The 14,031-nt window shown below is 68.6% G+C and carries 14 protein-coding genes; 5 read left to right on the forward strand and 9 right to left on the reverse strand.

The genetic code is table 11. From position 1 onward, the window contains the following. Positions 1-21: 21 nt before the first annotated feature. The 4 genes from STARVERO_RS11365 to STARVERO_RS11380 all read right to left on the reverse strand — a co-directional run bounded on the left by STARVERO_RS11365 (position 22) and on the right by STARVERO_RS11380 (position 5,693). Positions 22-1,614, reverse strand: coding sequence for a Na/Pi cotransporter family protein (locus STARVERO_RS11365; RefSeq protein WP_159598922.1), 1,593 nt, complete (start codon positions 1,612-1,614; stop codon positions 22-24). Positions 1,615-1,768: 154 nt separating this feature from the next. Continuing rightward, positions 1,769-2,140 carry a response regulator gene (locus tag STARVERO_RS11370; RefSeq protein WP_144342769.1) on the reverse strand — a complete coding sequence of 124 codons (372 nt, stop codon included), beginning with the start codon at positions 2,138-2,140 and terminating at the stop codon, positions 1,769-1,771. An 11-nt stretch (positions 2,141-2,151) separates the two neighbouring features. Beyond that, positions 2,152-4,497, reverse strand: coding sequence for a response regulator (locus tag STARVERO_RS11375; RefSeq protein WP_244616741.1), 2,346 nt, complete (start codon positions 4,495-4,497; stop codon positions 2,152-2,154). An 11-nt stretch (positions 4,498-4,508) separates the two neighbouring features. Then, positions 4,509-5,693: a PP2C family protein-serine/threonine phosphatase gene (locus STARVERO_RS11380; RefSeq protein WP_159598923.1), complete on the reverse strand. Its 1,185-nt coding sequence runs from the start codon at positions 5,691-5,693 to the stop codon at positions 4,509-4,511. Positions 5,694-5,898: 205 nt separating this feature from the next. Between STARVERO_RS11380 and STARVERO_RS11385 the strand changes: the two genes are divergently transcribed. Further along, complete coding sequence (locus STARVERO_RS11385; RefSeq protein ID WP_159598924.1) at positions 5,899-6,201, forward strand: hypothetical protein; 303 nt, start codon at positions 5,899-5,901, stop codon at positions 6,199-6,201. Positions 6,202-6,438: 237 nt separating this feature from the next. On the opposite strand, the gene thrS is transcribed toward STARVERO_RS11385, so the two are convergent. Then, positions 6,439-8,400: a threonine--tRNA ligase gene (thrS, locus tag STARVERO_RS11390; protein WP_159598925.1), complete on the reverse strand. Its 1,962-nt coding sequence runs from the start codon at positions 8,398-8,400 to the stop codon at positions 6,439-6,441. A 66-nt stretch (positions 8,401-8,466) separates the two neighbouring features. Continuing rightward, the gene (gene yidD, locus STARVERO_RS11395) at positions 8,467-8,808 is read right to left on the reverse strand and encodes a membrane protein insertion efficiency factor YidD (RefSeq protein ID WP_159598926.1); all 342 of its coding nucleotides are present in this window, start codon (positions 8,806-8,808) and stop codon (positions 8,467-8,469) included. A gap of 143 nt (positions 8,809-8,951) precedes the next feature. Between yidD and STARVERO_RS11400 the strand changes: the two genes are divergently transcribed. Beyond that, a complete protein-coding gene (locus STARVERO_RS11400) occupies positions 8,952-9,443 on the forward strand; it encodes a hypothetical protein (RefSeq protein WP_244616742.1) in 492 nt (163 codons plus the stop codon). Positions 9,444-9,451: 8 nt separating this feature from the next. Here STARVERO_RS11400 and STARVERO_RS11405 read toward each other — a convergent pair whose 3' ends face one another. Continuing rightward, positions 9,452-9,898, reverse strand: a complete 447-nt coding sequence (locus STARVERO_RS11405) for an iron-sulfur cluster assembly scaffold protein (RefSeq protein WP_144342764.1) — start codon at positions 9,896-9,898, stop codon at positions 9,452-9,454. A 253-nt stretch (positions 9,899-10,151) separates the two neighbouring features. Between STARVERO_RS11405 and folE the strand changes: the two genes are divergently transcribed. After that, a complete protein-coding gene (gene folE / locus STARVERO_RS11410) occupies positions 10,152-10,790 on the forward strand; it encodes a GTP cyclohydrolase I FolE (protein WP_144342763.1) in 639 nt (212 codons plus the stop codon). A gap of 34 nt (positions 10,791-10,824) precedes the next feature. After that, on the forward strand, positions 10,825-11,325 hold the full coding sequence (gene hisI, locus STARVERO_RS11415; RefSeq protein WP_159598928.1) for a phosphoribosyl-AMP cyclohydrolase: 501 nt from the start codon (positions 10,825-10,827) through the stop codon (positions 11,323-11,325). A 245-nt stretch (positions 11,326-11,570) separates the two neighbouring features. Here hisI and STARVERO_RS11420 read toward each other — a convergent pair whose 3' ends face one another. Both STARVERO_RS11420 and STARVERO_RS11425 read right to left on the reverse strand, forming a co-directional pair. Beyond that, entirely contained in the window at positions 11,571-12,002 is a 432-nt protein-coding gene (locus STARVERO_RS11420) for a CBS domain-containing protein (protein ID WP_144342761.1), read from the reverse strand. Positions 12,003-12,192: 190 nt separating this feature from the next. Further along, on the reverse strand, positions 12,193-12,963 hold the full coding sequence (locus STARVERO_RS11425; protein WP_144342760.1) for a rhomboid family intramembrane serine protease: 771 nt from the start codon (positions 12,961-12,963) through the stop codon (positions 12,193-12,195). A gap of 276 nt (positions 12,964-13,239) precedes the next feature. Between STARVERO_RS11425 and STARVERO_RS11430 the strand changes: the two genes are divergently transcribed. Further along, positions 13,240-13,884 (forward strand): transglutaminase-like cysteine peptidase, encoded by a 645-nt coding sequence (locus tag STARVERO_RS11430; protein WP_159598929.1) that lies wholly within the window; start codon positions 13,240-13,242, stop codon positions 13,882-13,884. Positions 13,885-14,031: the final 147 nt, after the last annotated feature.

Raw genomic sequence — 14,031 nt, forward strand, 5'->3', positions numbered from 1 at the left:
GCTCCGGCTCGCGTGAACACGCTAGTCCGCGTTCTGCGCCCGGTGCACCTGGCTGAAGTCGTTCACCAGCCGGCGCGCCAGCCAGACGATGCGCTCGAACAGCACGGTCATGTGGAACAGCGCGTTCTGCACCTCGGGCGCGATGTCCTGCTGCGAGGACAGGCGCTGGCGCAGCTCTTCCATCAGGTGGTCGCGGTGGCCGAGCAGGCTCAGCACCATGTCGGGCTCGTCGGCGCCGAGGCTTTCCGCGTGCTCGGCGACGGCGCCGAGCAGCAAATGCAGCGCCTCGGTCAGCCGTTGCGCCGTCGGCAGGCCCCGCGCGGTCGCGGCGGCCTCGGTGAACTCCGCCACCGCCTCGTGCAGCGCCGCGACATTCGTCGCGCCGTCGTCGAGCAGCAGCGCCACGGCCACCTCGTCGCGCGCCGGCTGCGCATCGAGCAGCGAGGCGAGATAGGCTTTCACCGTCGCGGAGAGGGTCGCCCCCGCCCCGCGCAGCACCGCCGCCGGCGGCGTCTTCGGATCGCCGCCTTCGCGGACACGGTCGAGCAGCAGCGGCAGCCGCCCGCTCAGCCGCGCCAGCTCGCGCGTGGTCAGGTCGAGCGCCGCCGCCGGATCGTCGAGCGATTCACGCATCAGGAAGGCCGGCTGGGAGAGCGTCTCGGCGACGTTCATCGGCAGCAGGCGCGCCACCGTCCGGCGCGTCGCGCCCTCCAGCAGCGCGGCGATGACGGAGCCGCCGACCTGCGCCGCCAGGAAGATCAGCGCCAGCTCCGCGCCCACGTCCTGCGCCGAGCCGAGCACCTGCTCCACGTAGTCCGGCCGATAGGCGGCGAAGACGGCGAGCGCCGCCAGCAGCACCGAGCCGCCGAGCTTCTGCACCACCTGCAGGCTGAAGACCACGCGGCCGGTGCTGGTCTCGCCGGGAATGAGCACCGCGTTGTTGATCGTGCCCGCCGCGTTGGCCCCGGCGATGAGCGGCAGCGCCGCCCCGAAGTCGAGCAGCCCCGTCCCCACCGCCGCCACGGCCAGCGCGGCCGCCACCGAGGAGGACTGCGCGAGCATCGAGAAGCCGGCGCCGATCAGCGCCAGCAGCCAGGGATTGGCGACCGCCGCGTCCCACCAGGGGTGGTGCATCAGCGCCTCGCGCATCGGCCCCACGGCGATGGAGACGAGGTGCATGCCGAACAGCAGCAGCGCCGCGCCCAGCGCGGCTTCCAGCGCGTTGCGCATGCGGTCGCCGCGCACGAGCCGGAAATAGGTGATGAAGCCGACCACGCCGATGACGATGCCGGCCGCCGTCGAGGTGTCGATGGCGACGATCAGCGGCAGCAGCGCGGTGCCGACATTCGCCCAGGTCGGCGCCATCAGCGCCGGGCCGTCGGTCAGCACGCCGCCGCGCACGAAGGAGACGATGATCCACGAGACCGCCGTCGAGCTCTGCGTCACCATACCGGCCAGCGTGCCGTTGATGGCGGTGCTCACCGGCCCACGCAGCGCCCGCGCGAAGGCGGCGCGCGCCCGGCGCCCGACCAGCGGCACGAGGTTGGCGGAAAGCCCGCGGACACCGATGAAGAAGAGCCCCAGTCCGCTCAGCAACAGGGCGATCGTCGCCATAACGCTCGACTACTCTTTACCCGCGCCGGAAGCGGCGGGCTCGTTCGGATGGAAGGACGGTTGGCCGGCTAAGCCCCTGCGGGCCGAAGCAAGCGGCATACCGTTCTGCGACTGTTGGATGACAGAAGGGTGACATCCGCCCGCCAAGGCGAACTCACTCCCCGGTTCCGAGCAGCGCCCGGATTTTCTCGAGCAGGCGCGGCAGCTCCACCGGCTTGGTGTCGAAGTCGTCGCAGCCCGCCGCCATGGCGTCCTCGCGGTCCTGCGCCATGGCATGGGCGGTCAGCGCGATCACCGGGATGCCGGCGGTCGAGGGATCCGCCTTCACCCGCCGCGTCGCCTCCCAGCCGTCGAGCACCGGCAGGCTCATGTCCATCAGGATCAGCGACGGGCGCTGCGACAGAGCAAGGTCGACGCCCTCCTGCCCGTTGACCGCCACCACGACCTCGAAGCCGTTGCGCGACAGCCGCCGGGTGAGCATGTCGCGGTTCATTTCATTGTCTTCGACCAGCAGGATCTTCGCCATCGCCGTCTCTCTCAGTGGGACCGGGCGCCGGGAGCGCCCTTCGGGGCCGCCCCCTTGCCGGCGATGTGCGCCAGCGCCGCCCCCAGCGTGCCGATGGGCTGCGCGCTCTTGTTGAGGATCAGCAGCGTGTTGCGGGCGAGGAAGTCGCGCTCGTCCTCCGTCAGCTCCTTGGCGGTCAGCACCACGATGGGCAGCTCGGCGAATTCCGGCGCCGCCCTCACCTTCTCCAGGAAGGCGAAGCCGTCCATGCCGGGCATCATCAGGTCGAGCAGCACCAGCGACGGCATCTCGTGGGCGCCCAGCCAGTCGAGCGCCTCCTGCCCGCCGCCGGCCTCCGCCACCGCGAGCCCGGCATCCTCGATGGTGGTGCGCACCAGCGTGCGCACCAGCGGGTCGTCGTCCACCACCAGCACCACGCCCTTCTCCTCGCCGGGGGCGAATTTGTGGATCAGCGCGATGAGCCGCTGCCGGTCGATCGGCTTGGTCATGTATTCCGCCGCGCCGAGCGAGTAGCCCAGATTCCGGTCGTCGACGATGGTCAGCATGATGACCGGGATATGCTCCAGCTCCGGCTCCGACTTCATGATGCCGAGCACCGACCAGCCGTCGATCTTCGGCATCATCACGTCGAGCGTCACGATGTCCGGCGGATCCTTGCGCATCATGTTGAGCGCCTCGATGCCGTCGCGCACGTGCCGCAGCACATAGCCTTCCTTGCCGAGCGTCGCGGCCAGCACCTCGTGCACGGCCGGGTCGTCGTCGACCACCAGCACAGTGATCGCGCCCGGCTGCGCCGGCGCGCCGGGATCGGCGATCTCGACCTCCTCCAGCTCCGCGGAGGCGACCGGACGCGTCTCGACCGGCAGCTCGATGGTGAAGGTCGAGCCCTTGCCCGGCTCGCTCCGCACCTCGATCGTGCCGCCCAGCATGGCGACGAAATGCTTGGTGATGGTGAGCCCGAGGCCGGTGCCGCCGAAATTGCGCGTGGTGGAGGAATCCGCCTGGGTGAACGCCTGGAACAGCCGGCCCAGCTGTTCCTCGGACATGCCGATGCCGCTGTCCGCGACGTCGAAGCGTATCGCCCCCGCCCCGTCCGGCAGCGTGTCGCGCGACAGGCGCAGCGTCACCGTGCCTTCCTTGGTGAATTTCGCCGCGTTGCTCAGCAGGTTGATCAGGCTCTGCTTCAGCTTGGTCAGGTCGGTGCGCAGCGTGCCGATGTCGATCGGGCAGTCGATGACGAGCTGGTTGGCGTTCTTCTGCATCATCGGGGCGACGATGGTCTTCACCTCGTCCACCATCCGGCTCAGGAACACCTGTTCCAGATAGACGTCCATCCGCCCGGCCTCGATCTTCGACAGGTCGAGGATGTCGTTGATCAGCCCCAGCAGGTGCTTGCCGGCCGCCTGGATCTTGTCGAGGTCCGCGACCATCGCCTCGTCGCCATTGTCGGCGGCGTCCTCGGAAAGGATCTCGCTGTAGCCGATGATGGCGTTGAGCGGCGTGCGCAGCTCATGGCTCATATTGGCGAGGAAGGCCGACTTCACCTGGCTGGCCGATTCCGCCGCCTCCTTCGCCTCACGCAGCTGCTGCTCCATGCGCACGCGGTCGCTGATGTCGACGAAGGTGGCGATCACCGCCGGGGCGCCGCGGAAATCCAGCCCCTCGTGCGAGACCATCGTGCAGATCGTGCTGCCGTCGGTGCGCGGCAGGTAGAACTCCTGCCGCTCGCTCGACGGCGTCAGCAGGATGTCCACCAGCTCCCGGCCCTTGTCGGGGTCGGCGAACAGCGCCGGGATCGGCTGGCCCACCAGCTCCGCCGCCTCGCGGCCGATCATCCGGCCGAAGCAGCCGTTGGAATGGCAGGCCACATGCGTCCCGGCGTCCATGATGAGCAGGCCGATCGGCGCCGCCGCGTCAATGGCGCGGAGCTGCTCCTCGTCCTCGCGCAGCTTCATCTCGGCCAGCTTGCGCTCGGTGATGTCGGTGTAGATGGCGATGAAGCCGCCGCCCGGCACCGGATCGCGCCGCACCTCGAGGATCGTCCCGTCCGGGCGGGTGCGCTCGAAGGAATGCGAGGTCGCGAGCTGCGCGAGGCGCTCGGCGAGCGCCGTCTCGATGTCGATCTCGCCGAACTCGCCCCGCTCGCCGAGATAGCGGATGTAGTCGGAGAAGGTGTGCTCGGTGCCGAGGAACTCGTCCGGCATGTCGAGATATTCGCGGAAGAGCTGGTTCCACGTCACCAGCCGGTGTTCCGCGTCGTACATGGCGACGCCCTGGGACATGTTCTCCAGCGTCGCGCGCAGCAGGGTCGCCTCCCGGCTGTCGTCCGTCATGTCCGCCGCCCCATCCTTGGCCATTCCGCCCTCTTTCATCCCTGGCCCGCGCCCGGCTCCAGCGTCAGCAGCAGCGCCGCCATGTCGTCGAACGCCGGCAGCCCCGCCTCGAAGGCCCGCACCTCGGCCGCCAGGCGGTGCAGCGGCCGCGCCTCGCCATCCGAGAGACCGGCGAGGAAGTCGCCCACCCGCTCCTCGCTGAACAGCACGCCGTCATGGTCGTGCGCCTCGGTCAAGCCGTCCGTGACCACCAGCAGCCGCTCGCCCGCCGCCAGCGTGGCCGAGGCGGCGCGATAGGGAAAGTCCTCCGCCACGCCCAGCGCCGGCCCGCCCGGCCCGCCGAGCCGCGAAACGGCGCCGTCCGCCGCGCGCCGGTAGGGCGGCACATGGCCGGCGCGCACGAAGGCAAGGTCGCCGCTGGTCACGTCCAGCGTCGCCAGCAGCAGCGTCACGAACATGCAGGACGTGTTGCCGCGCACCAGCGCGTCGTTCACCAGCCCCGCCGCCCGCGCCGGATCGTCGAACAGCTCGGCCGCGTCCGGCCGCGCGGCGAGCGCGCGGAACATGGCGTGGGTGCGCGCCATCATCAGCGCCGCCGCCGCCCCCTTGTCGGAGACGTCGCCGATCACCAGCACCATGCGCGTGTCGCCGATCGGGAAATAATCGACCAGATCCCCGCCGACCTCCTTGGCCGGCTCCAGCAGCGCGTCGATGCTCAGCCCGCGCCCGGCCACCGTGCCCGCGAAGGCCGGCGGCACCAGCGAGAGCTGCAGCGTGCGCGCCTCGGCAAGCTCGATATGCTTGCGCATCAGCTCGTCGCGCGTGCGGTCGCGCAGCGCCTTCTTCTCCAGCGTGGCGAGCACGCGGGCGCGCAGCAGCGTCGGATTGAACGGTTTGAAGATGAAATCGTCGGCGCCCAGCTCGATGCAGCGCACCACCGGGTCGATCTCGTTCAGCGCCGAGACCACGATGACCGGCAGCTCGTTGATCCGCCCGTCGGCACGCAGCTGGTCGAGCACGCCGAAGCCGTCGAGTTCCGGCATCATGATGTCGAGCAGCACGAGGTCGTAGGGCGTCTGGGCGATGGCGGCGAGCGCCTCGTGCCCGTTGGCCGCCTCGTCGATGCGGGAGAAGCCGAGCCGCTTCAGCCGGCGCATCAGCAGGTCCCGGTTCTCCGCGACATCGTCGACCACCAGAATCGCTGCGTTCTGGTCCGTCATGATCCCGCTTCCACCGCGCTCCGCCGGCCGACACCTGCGCCGGCACGCGCGGAATATCCACGCAAAGCATCCGCTTAGCAACGGCGGCCGGAAGTTGCCGACGATTATTTCATGACAAATATTGCATGCATCGCCGGCTCTCGCAGGGGCATGGCAATGCGCGTCCCGGCATCCTAAATAGAAGAAAGGGAGGCGCGAATTACCGATGAAGACCGTCACAGCGGCCATGCTGGCGCTGATGCTGGGCGTGGCGGGTTCCGCCGCCCTCGCGCAGACCCCGATGCAGCCGGAGCGCTACATGCCCCCACGCACCAATTCCGTCCGGCCCAACAGCCAGAACCTGATGCAGGGTCCGTCCTACTGGACGCCGCAGCAGCGCCGGCTGAACGTGCCCGGCGCCGACAACAATCCCAGCCTGCGCCGCGAGACCGCCCCCTACCCGCCGCAGCCGATCCCCCCCGACGCCCCGGCCCGCCCGGCCGAGACGCCGGACAAGCCGAAGGGTTGAGCGCCGAAACAGCGCTGCCGGCCTCGGCTACGATCGGAGACGGCTCACAACGTCCCCTCTCGCTGCGCCGTCATCCCCGGGCTTGTCCCGGGGATCCATGCGCCGGCCACGTCAGCAACACGTCACCTGAACGCAGGCCGCGCACGTAGGCCGGGTTCGCCGCCCCGCCGCAATGAAAAGGCCCGGGACGTCGATCCCGGGCCTTTCTTTCGATGAGGAAACATCCCCGCTGCCGGCTCAGTCCCGCTGCAGGTCCGGCGGGCTTGCCTCGGCCACCAGCGAGGCCAGCGCCTCGTCGAGCGTCAGCGCGGTCTGGTTCTGCGAGCCGAGCCGGCGGATCGAGACGGTGCGCTCGGCGGCCTCCTTGCGGCCGACCACCAGCAGCGCCGGCACCTTGGCCAGCGAGTGCTCGCGCACCTTGTAGTTGATCTTCTCGTTGCGCAGGTCCAGCTCGACGCGCAGCCCCATCTTCCGGGCCGCCGCGACGATCTCCTCGGCGTATTCGTCGCCTTCGGAGGTGATGGTCGCCACCACCGCCTGCACCGGCGCCAGCCACAGCGGGAAATGGCCGGCGAAGTGCTCGATGAGGATGCCGGTGAAGCGCTCCATCGAGCCGCAGATGGCGCGGTGGATCATCACCGGCGTCTTCTTCTGGCCGTCGGCGTCGACATAGAAGGCGCCGAAGCGCTCCGGCAGGTTGAAGTCGACCTGCGTCGTGCCGCATTGCCATTCGCGGCCGATGGCGTCGCGCAGCGTGTACTCGAACTTCGGCCCGTAGAAGGCGCCCTCGCCCGGCAGGATGCCGGTCTTGATGCGCCCGCCCGACTGCTTCTCGATCGTCTCCAGCACGCGGGTCATCACCTCTTCCGCGTGGTCCCACACCGCGTCCGAGCCGACGCGCTTGTCGGGCCGCGTGGAGAGCTTCACCACGATCTCCTCGAAGCCGAAATCGGCGTAGGTGGAGAGGATCAGCTCGTTGATCTTCAGGCACTCCGCCGCCATCTGCTCCTCGGTGCAGAAGATGTGGGCGTCGTCCTGGGTGAAGCCGCGCACGCGCATCAGCCCGTGCAGCGCACCGGAGGGCTCGTAGCGGTGCACGGCGCCGAATTCGGCGAGGCGCATGGGCAGGTCGCGGTAGCTCTTCAGCCCGTGCTTGAAGATCTGCACATGGCCGGGGCAGTTCATCGGCTTCAGCGCGTAGACCCGGTCATTGTCCTCGGTGTCGCCGGCCGGCTGCACCTTGAACATGTTGTCCTTGTACCAGCCCCAGTGGCCGGAGGTCTCCCACAGCGACTTGTCGAGCACCTGCGGGGCGTTGACCTCGCTGTAGTCCGCCGCGAGCCGCCGGCGCATATAGGCGACGAGGTTCTGGAACAGGTTCCAGCCCTTCGGGTGCCAGAACACGACGCCCGGCCCTTCCTCCTGGAAGTGGAAGAGGTCCATCTCCCGGCCGAGCCGGCGGTGGTCGCGCTTCTCCGCCTCCTCCAGCTGGAGGATATAGGCGTCGAGCTCCTCCCTGGTGCGCCAGGCGGTGCCGTAGATGCGGGTCAGCATCGGGTTGTTGGCATCGCCGCGCCAGTAGGCGCCGGCCACCTTCATCAGCTTGAAGGCGTCGCCCACCTTGCCCACGCTCGGCATGTGCGGGCCGCGGCAAAGGTCGAACCACTCGCCCTGCTTGTAGATCTTGATCTTCTGGTCGGCGGGAATCGCATCGACCAGCTCGACCTTGAACGCCTCGCCCTTCTCGGCGAAGACGCGCTTGGCCTCGTCGCGCTCCCACACCTCCTTGGTGAAGGGCGCGTCGCGGGCGATGATCTCGCGCATCTTCTTCTCGATGGCGACGAAATCGTCCTGGTTGAACGGCTCGTTGCGGAAGAAGTCGTAATAGAAGCCGTTCTCGATCACCGGGCCGATGGTCACCTGGGTGCCCGGCCACAGCGTCTGCACCGCCTCCGCCAGCACATGCGCGGCGTCGTGGCGGATGAGTTCCAGCGCCTCCGGGCTCTCGCGGGTGACGAGCTCGAATTTGGCGTCGTGGGTGATGGGATCGGAAAGGTCGCTCAGCGTGCCGTCGAGCTTCATCGCCAGCGACTTCTTGGCCAGCGACTTGGCGATGGAGGCGGCGACCTCGGTGCCCGTGGTGCCGGAGGCATAGGCTCGGACGGCGCCATCGGGGAAGGTGAGATTGATCTCGGACATAGGCTTTTCTCCTGCCCACTCCTGCGAACCACGCAGGTAGGCTTGTTGGTCGGATCGGCGGGGCGATCAGGAACCGCCCGCATCCTCCCTTCCAGGGGTGCGGGCGTAGCGCCACGGCATATACCACGCGCCGTCCTTGGGCAATTCGACCGGCACCGCCTCGTAGCCCGATCCGCCCCAGGGATGGCAGCGGCACACGCGCCCCGCCGCCATCCATCCGCCGGCCCAGGCGCCGTGCGTCTCGATGGCCTCCTCGGCGAATTCCGAGCAGGTCGGGAGATAGCGGCATTGCCGGCCCATGAAGGCGGAAAAGCTGTAGCGGTAGAGCAGGATAGGCGCCTTGAGCGCCAGCCGCGGCAGGCGCGCGGCGAAGGCGGCGACGCTGCCCGATGGACCCTTCCCGCTCATGCCCGCCCGCCCCTAACCGGGAACCGGCGCGGCGCCCGGGCGTTTTCCGACCGGCCGGCCGGATTTGCCTCCGGCGCAATCACGGGGAGGTCGCCATGTGGCGCGCAAGCGAAATATGGACGTGGCGCGCAAGCGGAATGTCGATGGCGATGCTGGTCGCGGGGGGCCTCCTCGGCGCGCCCCTGCCCCTCGCCGCCCAGCAGCCGGCCCAAACGCCGCCGCCCGCCGCGAACCCCGGCAAACCGGCTCCCGAGACTCTGGCTCCCAAGACTCCGGCTCCCGAAGCCCAGCCTTCCGGCAGCCACACCCCGCCCGGCCCGAACGACGGCACGCAGCCCGACGAATCCGCCGCCCAATCGCCGGATGTCGATCCCGACATGCAGCGCGTCGCCGCCTGCAAGGCGGAGGCGCTGAAGAAGCTCAAGCAGCGCTCGCCCTCGGTCGACGACATCCATATCGACATAGACGGCCTCACCATCGCGCAGGCCGACGCCAAGCTCGGCGACACCCCGGTGAAGGGCGTGATCATGGGCGAGGCCTATATCCAACGCGACCGCTCCGATTCCGCGAACCGCTTCCTCTGCCTCACCGGCGAGAAGGGTGAGGTGCTGTTCACCTTCTTCACCGAGCGGTGAGCGTGCGCCTACTCCGCGGCCTGTCCGGCGCGGGCCTCGATCTGGTCCACCGCGTCGACCACCGCGTCGAAGGTCAGCAGCGTCGAGGCGTGGCGCGCCTTGTAGTCGCGCACCGGCTCCAGCACGGCGAGCTCGGCCCAGCGGCCGTCCGGCGGCGGGCCGTTCTCCTTGAGCATCCGGCGCATGGCCTCGCGCACCTCGCGCAGTTCCTGCGCCGTCGAGCCGACGACGAGGCTGCCCATCACCGAGGAGGACGCCTGTCCGAGCGCGCAGGCCCGCACCTCATGGGCGAAGTCGGCCACCACGCCGTCGCGCAGGACGAGGTCGATGGTGACGGTGGAACCGCAAAGTTTGGAATGCGCCGTTGCCGACGCATCGGGCGAGGCAAGCCGCCCGAGGCGTGGTATGTCGGCGGCCAGTTCAAGTATGCGGCGGTTGTAGACCTCGTTCAGCATGCTCAGTCCGTCCGTCCGGGCCCGTTCCAACGTGCAAAGGCGCCTTGTGCCTGCATTGCAGCCAGCCCGCTCTCGCCTATATAGGAGCGGTCGTCGGCTTGCGAAAGCAACCGGATGTCTCTTCCGGCGCTTGCGCAGGGCGGCTATGGTCGAAATGCGTCCCTGAACCGTGACGGGTGACGGCACGTATGGCGAGTTGGACCGGTGACACTTCGGCGCCCGGTAAAAAATGCGCCGTCGAACGGAGTTCGTCATGGATGCCGTGCTTAAGTCGCTGATGCGTAGTGCCCAGAACGAGATCGAGGCGTCCGCCGCCCGCCGCCCCTCGCGTGAGGACGCCGAGGCCGCCGTGCGCACGCTCATCGCCTGGGCCGGCGACGATCCGAGCCGCGAGGGCCTGCTCGATACCCCCAAGCGCGTCGTGCGCGCCTATGAGGAGCTGTACAGCGGCTACCGCGCCGACCCGGAAAGCATCCTCGACCGCACCTTCGGCGAAATCGGCAATTTCGACGACATGGTGCTGGTGCGCGACATCGAGTTCTATTCGCACTGCGAGCACCACATGGTGCCGTTCGTCGGCAAGGCGCATGTCGCCTATTTCCCCGTCGAGCGCGTGGTCGGCCTGTCGAAGATCGCCCGCATCGTCGATCTGTTCGCCCGCCGCCTGCAGACGCAGGAGCACCTGACCTCGCAGATCGTCACCGCCATGGACGAGATCCTGAAGCCGCGCGGCGTCGCCGTGCTGCTGGAGGCCGAGCACATGTGCATGGCCATGCGCGGCGTGCGCAAGCAGGGCGCCTCCACCGTCACCACCCAGTTCACCGGCGTGTTCCGCGACGACCCGCAGGAGCAGGTTCGCTTCATGAGCCTGCTGCGCGGCATGCGTCCGTGACGCGGCGCCCGGTGACTTTGCGCACCCGATTGCCGTGACCGATCCCCTCTTCGCCCCGCGAGGCAGCAAGGCCGAGATCGAGGAAGGCGACCGCCTCTCCCCGAAGTTCGACGCCGACGGCCTCATCACCGCCGTCACGGTCGACGCCGACGACGGCGCCGTGCTGATGGTCGCGCACATGAACGCCGAGGCGCTGGCCCTCACCATCGAGACCGGCGAGGCGCATTATTTCAGCCGCTCGCGCGGGCGGCTCTGGAAGAAGGGCGAGGAGAGCGGCCACGTCCAGAAGCTGGTCGAGCTCAGCGTCGACTGCGACCAGGACGCCGTGGTGCTGCGCGTGCACATGCCGGAGCTCGGCCCGGGCATCCCCGGCGCCGCCTGCCACACCGGCCACCGCTCCTGCTTCTTCCGCTCGGTGCCCCTCGGCGCCGCCCCGCCCGCCGATCTGAAGCTCAGCGTCAACGACGCCGGCAAGCTGTTCGATCCGGCGAAGGTCTACGGCACGCCGAAGAAGACCGACACGCCCCGCTTTTGAGGCGTGCGCGGCCTGAACCTCGCTTCCGAGGGCGCGGCCCGAAGTAGCTCTTTCCGTCCCTCTCCCGTCGGGGAGAGGTGGCCTGCGAAGCAGGTCGGTGAGGGCGGCGCGATTGCGGAGCTTCGAGGCTCGGGCGTTGCCCGCGCACCTCAGCATGAGGTGCGTTGCTGAACGCCCAAGAGCGACGTCATCCCGAGGTGCGAGCCGGAGACGAGCCTCGAAGGATGCCCGCCTCCGCCCGTCCCTCACGCCGTCATGATGTACTCGCGCAACTGATGGCTCTCGCGCTCCATCTCCGCGAGGCGATGCTTCACCACGTCGCCGATCGAGACGATGCCGACCAGCTTGCCGCCCTGCACCACCGGCAGGTGGCGGAAGCGCCCGGCGGTCATCTGTTCCATGATCTGGTGAACGGTCTCGTTGCCGTCGCAGGTGACGACCTTCGTCGTCATCACCGCGGAAACCGGGTCGTCGAGCCGGCCCGGCCCGTCGACGCCGACCACGCGCACCACGTCGCGCTCCGACAGGATGCCGACCACACGGCGCTCGGCATCCGTCACCACGATGGCGCCGATCCGCTTCTCCGCCAGCATGTGCGTCGCGTCGCGCACCTTCACATCCGGGCCGATCGTCTGAACGTCGTAGCCCTTCTCTTCCAAAATCGTACGCACCGTCATGGCATGCCTCCTTCCCAGCAGCGGCGGGGTCAGGCGGGCCATGCGCCGCCCCGCTCCTTCGGCTTCTTCCCGTCATGAGCGGGCGAGCCTTGTGGATCAATGATCGGCTGTAACGCAGCGGCAAGCAATAGGCTCCGAAGCGGACCTATTTTAGGCGGCCGGTGTTCGGGAAAATCCGTGCGCGGGAAGATCAGCGGTCGAGACGAGGGAAGAGCTGGTCGTCGGGCGTGCGGCCGACTGGATCGAACAGCGGGAACAGCAGCAGGCCGACGATGAAGCCGCCGATATGGGCTTCCCACGCGACGCTGCCGTCGACGATCCCCGCCGGTGCGCCGACGCCGAAGGCGAGGTTGATGATGAACCACACGGCGACGAAGCCGATCACCCGCCGGTCGCGCATCGCCTCGATCAGCGGCGGCGCGGGATAATGCACCGTGTTGCCGACGATGTCGGGCCGCCAGACGGCGTGCCCCTCATGCGCGAACATGAAGCGCAGCGCCGCCGCCATGCAGCCGGAAACCGCGGCGGAAGCGCCGATCATCGGCACCAGCTCGCCCTCATGGGTCAGGAGGTGCAGCCCCGCCCCCGCCGCCGCCGTGGCGGCGAAGAACAACAGGAAGCGCACCGTGCCGAAGCGGCGGGCCACCGGCGTGCCGAAGGCCAGCATCCACAGCAGGTTCAGGCCCACATGGGTCCAGCCGCCGTGCAGGAAGGCATAGGTGACGAAGGTCCAGATGTCCGCCGCCACGCCGCCGGGCAGCACGCCCTCGGCCAGCACCGAGGGGTCGAACCGCGCCGGGATGAAGGCGAACAGGGCGAGGATCTCCACCCCGATCTCCGGCGACACCCAGTCCCGCACCACCTGTATGGCGAGCATCACCACCGCCAGCACGGTGATCACCGGCGGGACGTTCAGGATCGGCTCGCGTCTGTGTTCGGCAAGGCGGGGCGGTTCAAGCACGGGGGATCACATAGGCTTCCGCGCGCGCGGCGGCAAGGCAGAGCACGGCGGCAAATCGCGGCGTCAGGCAATGGAAAAGCGCGCGGGCGCTGCCATCTTCGGCTTGCCGGCGGCTTAATTGGCGTGATGAACAGTTTGCCTATTGGCGTGGTTAATGCCAATAAAAAGACATATTAACATTCCCTGTCCGCCGTAGTTACGAATCTTCGGCATCGCTTAGACGAGCATAAAAACCTCGTCTGTATGATCTCATCCATGGACAGGATGAGGTACGCGATGAAAAAGAGGCTCGAACGGGCCCTCCTCGCGGCAGGAGCGGTGGTTTTCGCGATGACTTTCGCAAGTGTTGCGAAAGTTGAAGCGAAAGAACAGGTGGCGATGCTGTCGAGCTTCGCCGCAAACATGGCCGTCGGTGCCAATACCGCCGTGCCGCTCGGCTATGCGCAGTTCTGCGCGCAGAACCCGGCCGACTGCGCCGGAACCACCGGGCGTGGCGGAAAGGTGGCGCTCACCGAGGCCAACTTCGCCCAGCTGCGCAAGATCAACGACGAGATCAACGAGCGCATCCAGCCGATGACCGATCTCGATCACTATGGCGAGGTCGAGCGCTGGGCCTACCCGGACGACGGTTACGGCGACTGCGAGGATTACGTGCTGCTCAAGCGCCGCACGCTGATCGAGCTCGGCTGGCCGGCCGACACGCTGCTCGTCACCGTGGTGCGCGACCGCAAGGGCGACGGCCATGCCGTCCTCACCGTGGTCACCGACCGCGGCGACCTCGTGCTCGACAATCAGGAAGCCGCCATCGTGCTCTGGCACGAGACCGGCTACCGCTTCGTCAAGCGCCAGGCGCAGGACGACAACAACCGCTGGGTCTCGCTCGGCGACGTGCTCGCCCCGCTCACCGTCGGCCGCTACTGAGATTTCGGGCCGCGCTCCCCCGTCAGAGCGTCATCCCCGGGCGCGTCCCGGGGATCCACGCCTTCAACGGCTGCCCCCCTGAGCACGCCCTCATCGTGAGGCGCGAGCGCAGCGAGCCTCGAAGGATGACGTGATCCAAAGAAAAGA

Origin of the sequence: Starkeya nomas (genome assembly GCF_902703545.1) — a bacterium.
In the GTDB taxonomy this organism is placed as follows: domain Bacteria; phylum Pseudomonadota; class Alphaproteobacteria; order Rhizobiales; family Xanthobacteraceae; genus Ancylobacter; species Ancylobacter moscoviensis.

Excerpts from the sequence above, each read along its gene's own strand:
- STARVERO_RS11375 (WP_244616741.1), bottom strand. The coding sequence starts at position 4,497 with ATGGCCAAGGATGGGGCGGCGGACATGACGGACGACAGCCGGGAGGCG.
- STARVERO_RS11380 (WP_159598923.1), bottom strand. The coding sequence starts at position 5,693 with ATGACGGACCAGAACGCAGCGATTCTGGTGGTCGACGATGTCGCGGAG.
- STARVERO_RS11370 (WP_144342769.1), bottom strand. The coding sequence starts at position 2,140 with ATGGCGAAGATCCTGCTGGTCGAAGACAATGAAATGAACCGCGACATG.
- yidD (WP_159598926.1), bottom strand. The coding sequence starts at position 8,808 with ATGAGCGGGAAGGGTCCATCGGGCAGCGTCGCCGCCTTCGCCGCGCGC.
- STARVERO_RS11430 (WP_159598929.1), top strand. The coding sequence starts at position 13,240 with ATGAAAAAGAGGCTCGAACGGGCCCTCCTCGCGGCAGGAGCGGTGGTT.
- STARVERO_RS11385 (WP_159598924.1), top strand. The coding sequence starts at position 5,899 with ATGAAGACCGTCACAGCGGCCATGCTGGCGCTGATGCTGGGCGTGGCG.
- STARVERO_RS11400 (WP_244616742.1), top strand. The coding sequence starts at position 8,952 with ATGGCGATGCTGGTCGCGGGGGGCCTCCTCGGCGCGCCCCTGCCCCTC.
- STARVERO_RS11405 (WP_144342764.1), bottom strand. The coding sequence starts at position 9,898 with ATGCTGAACGAGGTCTACAACCGCCGCATACTTGAACTGGCCGCCGAC.
- folE (WP_144342763.1), top strand. The coding sequence starts at position 10,152 with ATGGATGCCGTGCTTAAGTCGCTGATGCGTAGTGCCCAGAACGAGATC.
- thrS (WP_159598925.1), bottom strand. The coding sequence starts at position 8,400 with ATGTCCGAGATCAATCTCACCTTCCCCGATGGCGCCGTCCGAGCCTAT.
- STARVERO_RS11420 (WP_144342761.1), bottom strand. The coding sequence starts at position 12,002 with ATGACGGTGCGTACGATTTTGGAAGAGAAGGGCTACGACGTTCAGACG.
- STARVERO_RS11365 (WP_159598922.1), bottom strand. The coding sequence starts at position 1,614 with ATGGCGACGATCGCCCTGTTGCTGAGCGGACTGGGGCTCTTCTTCATC.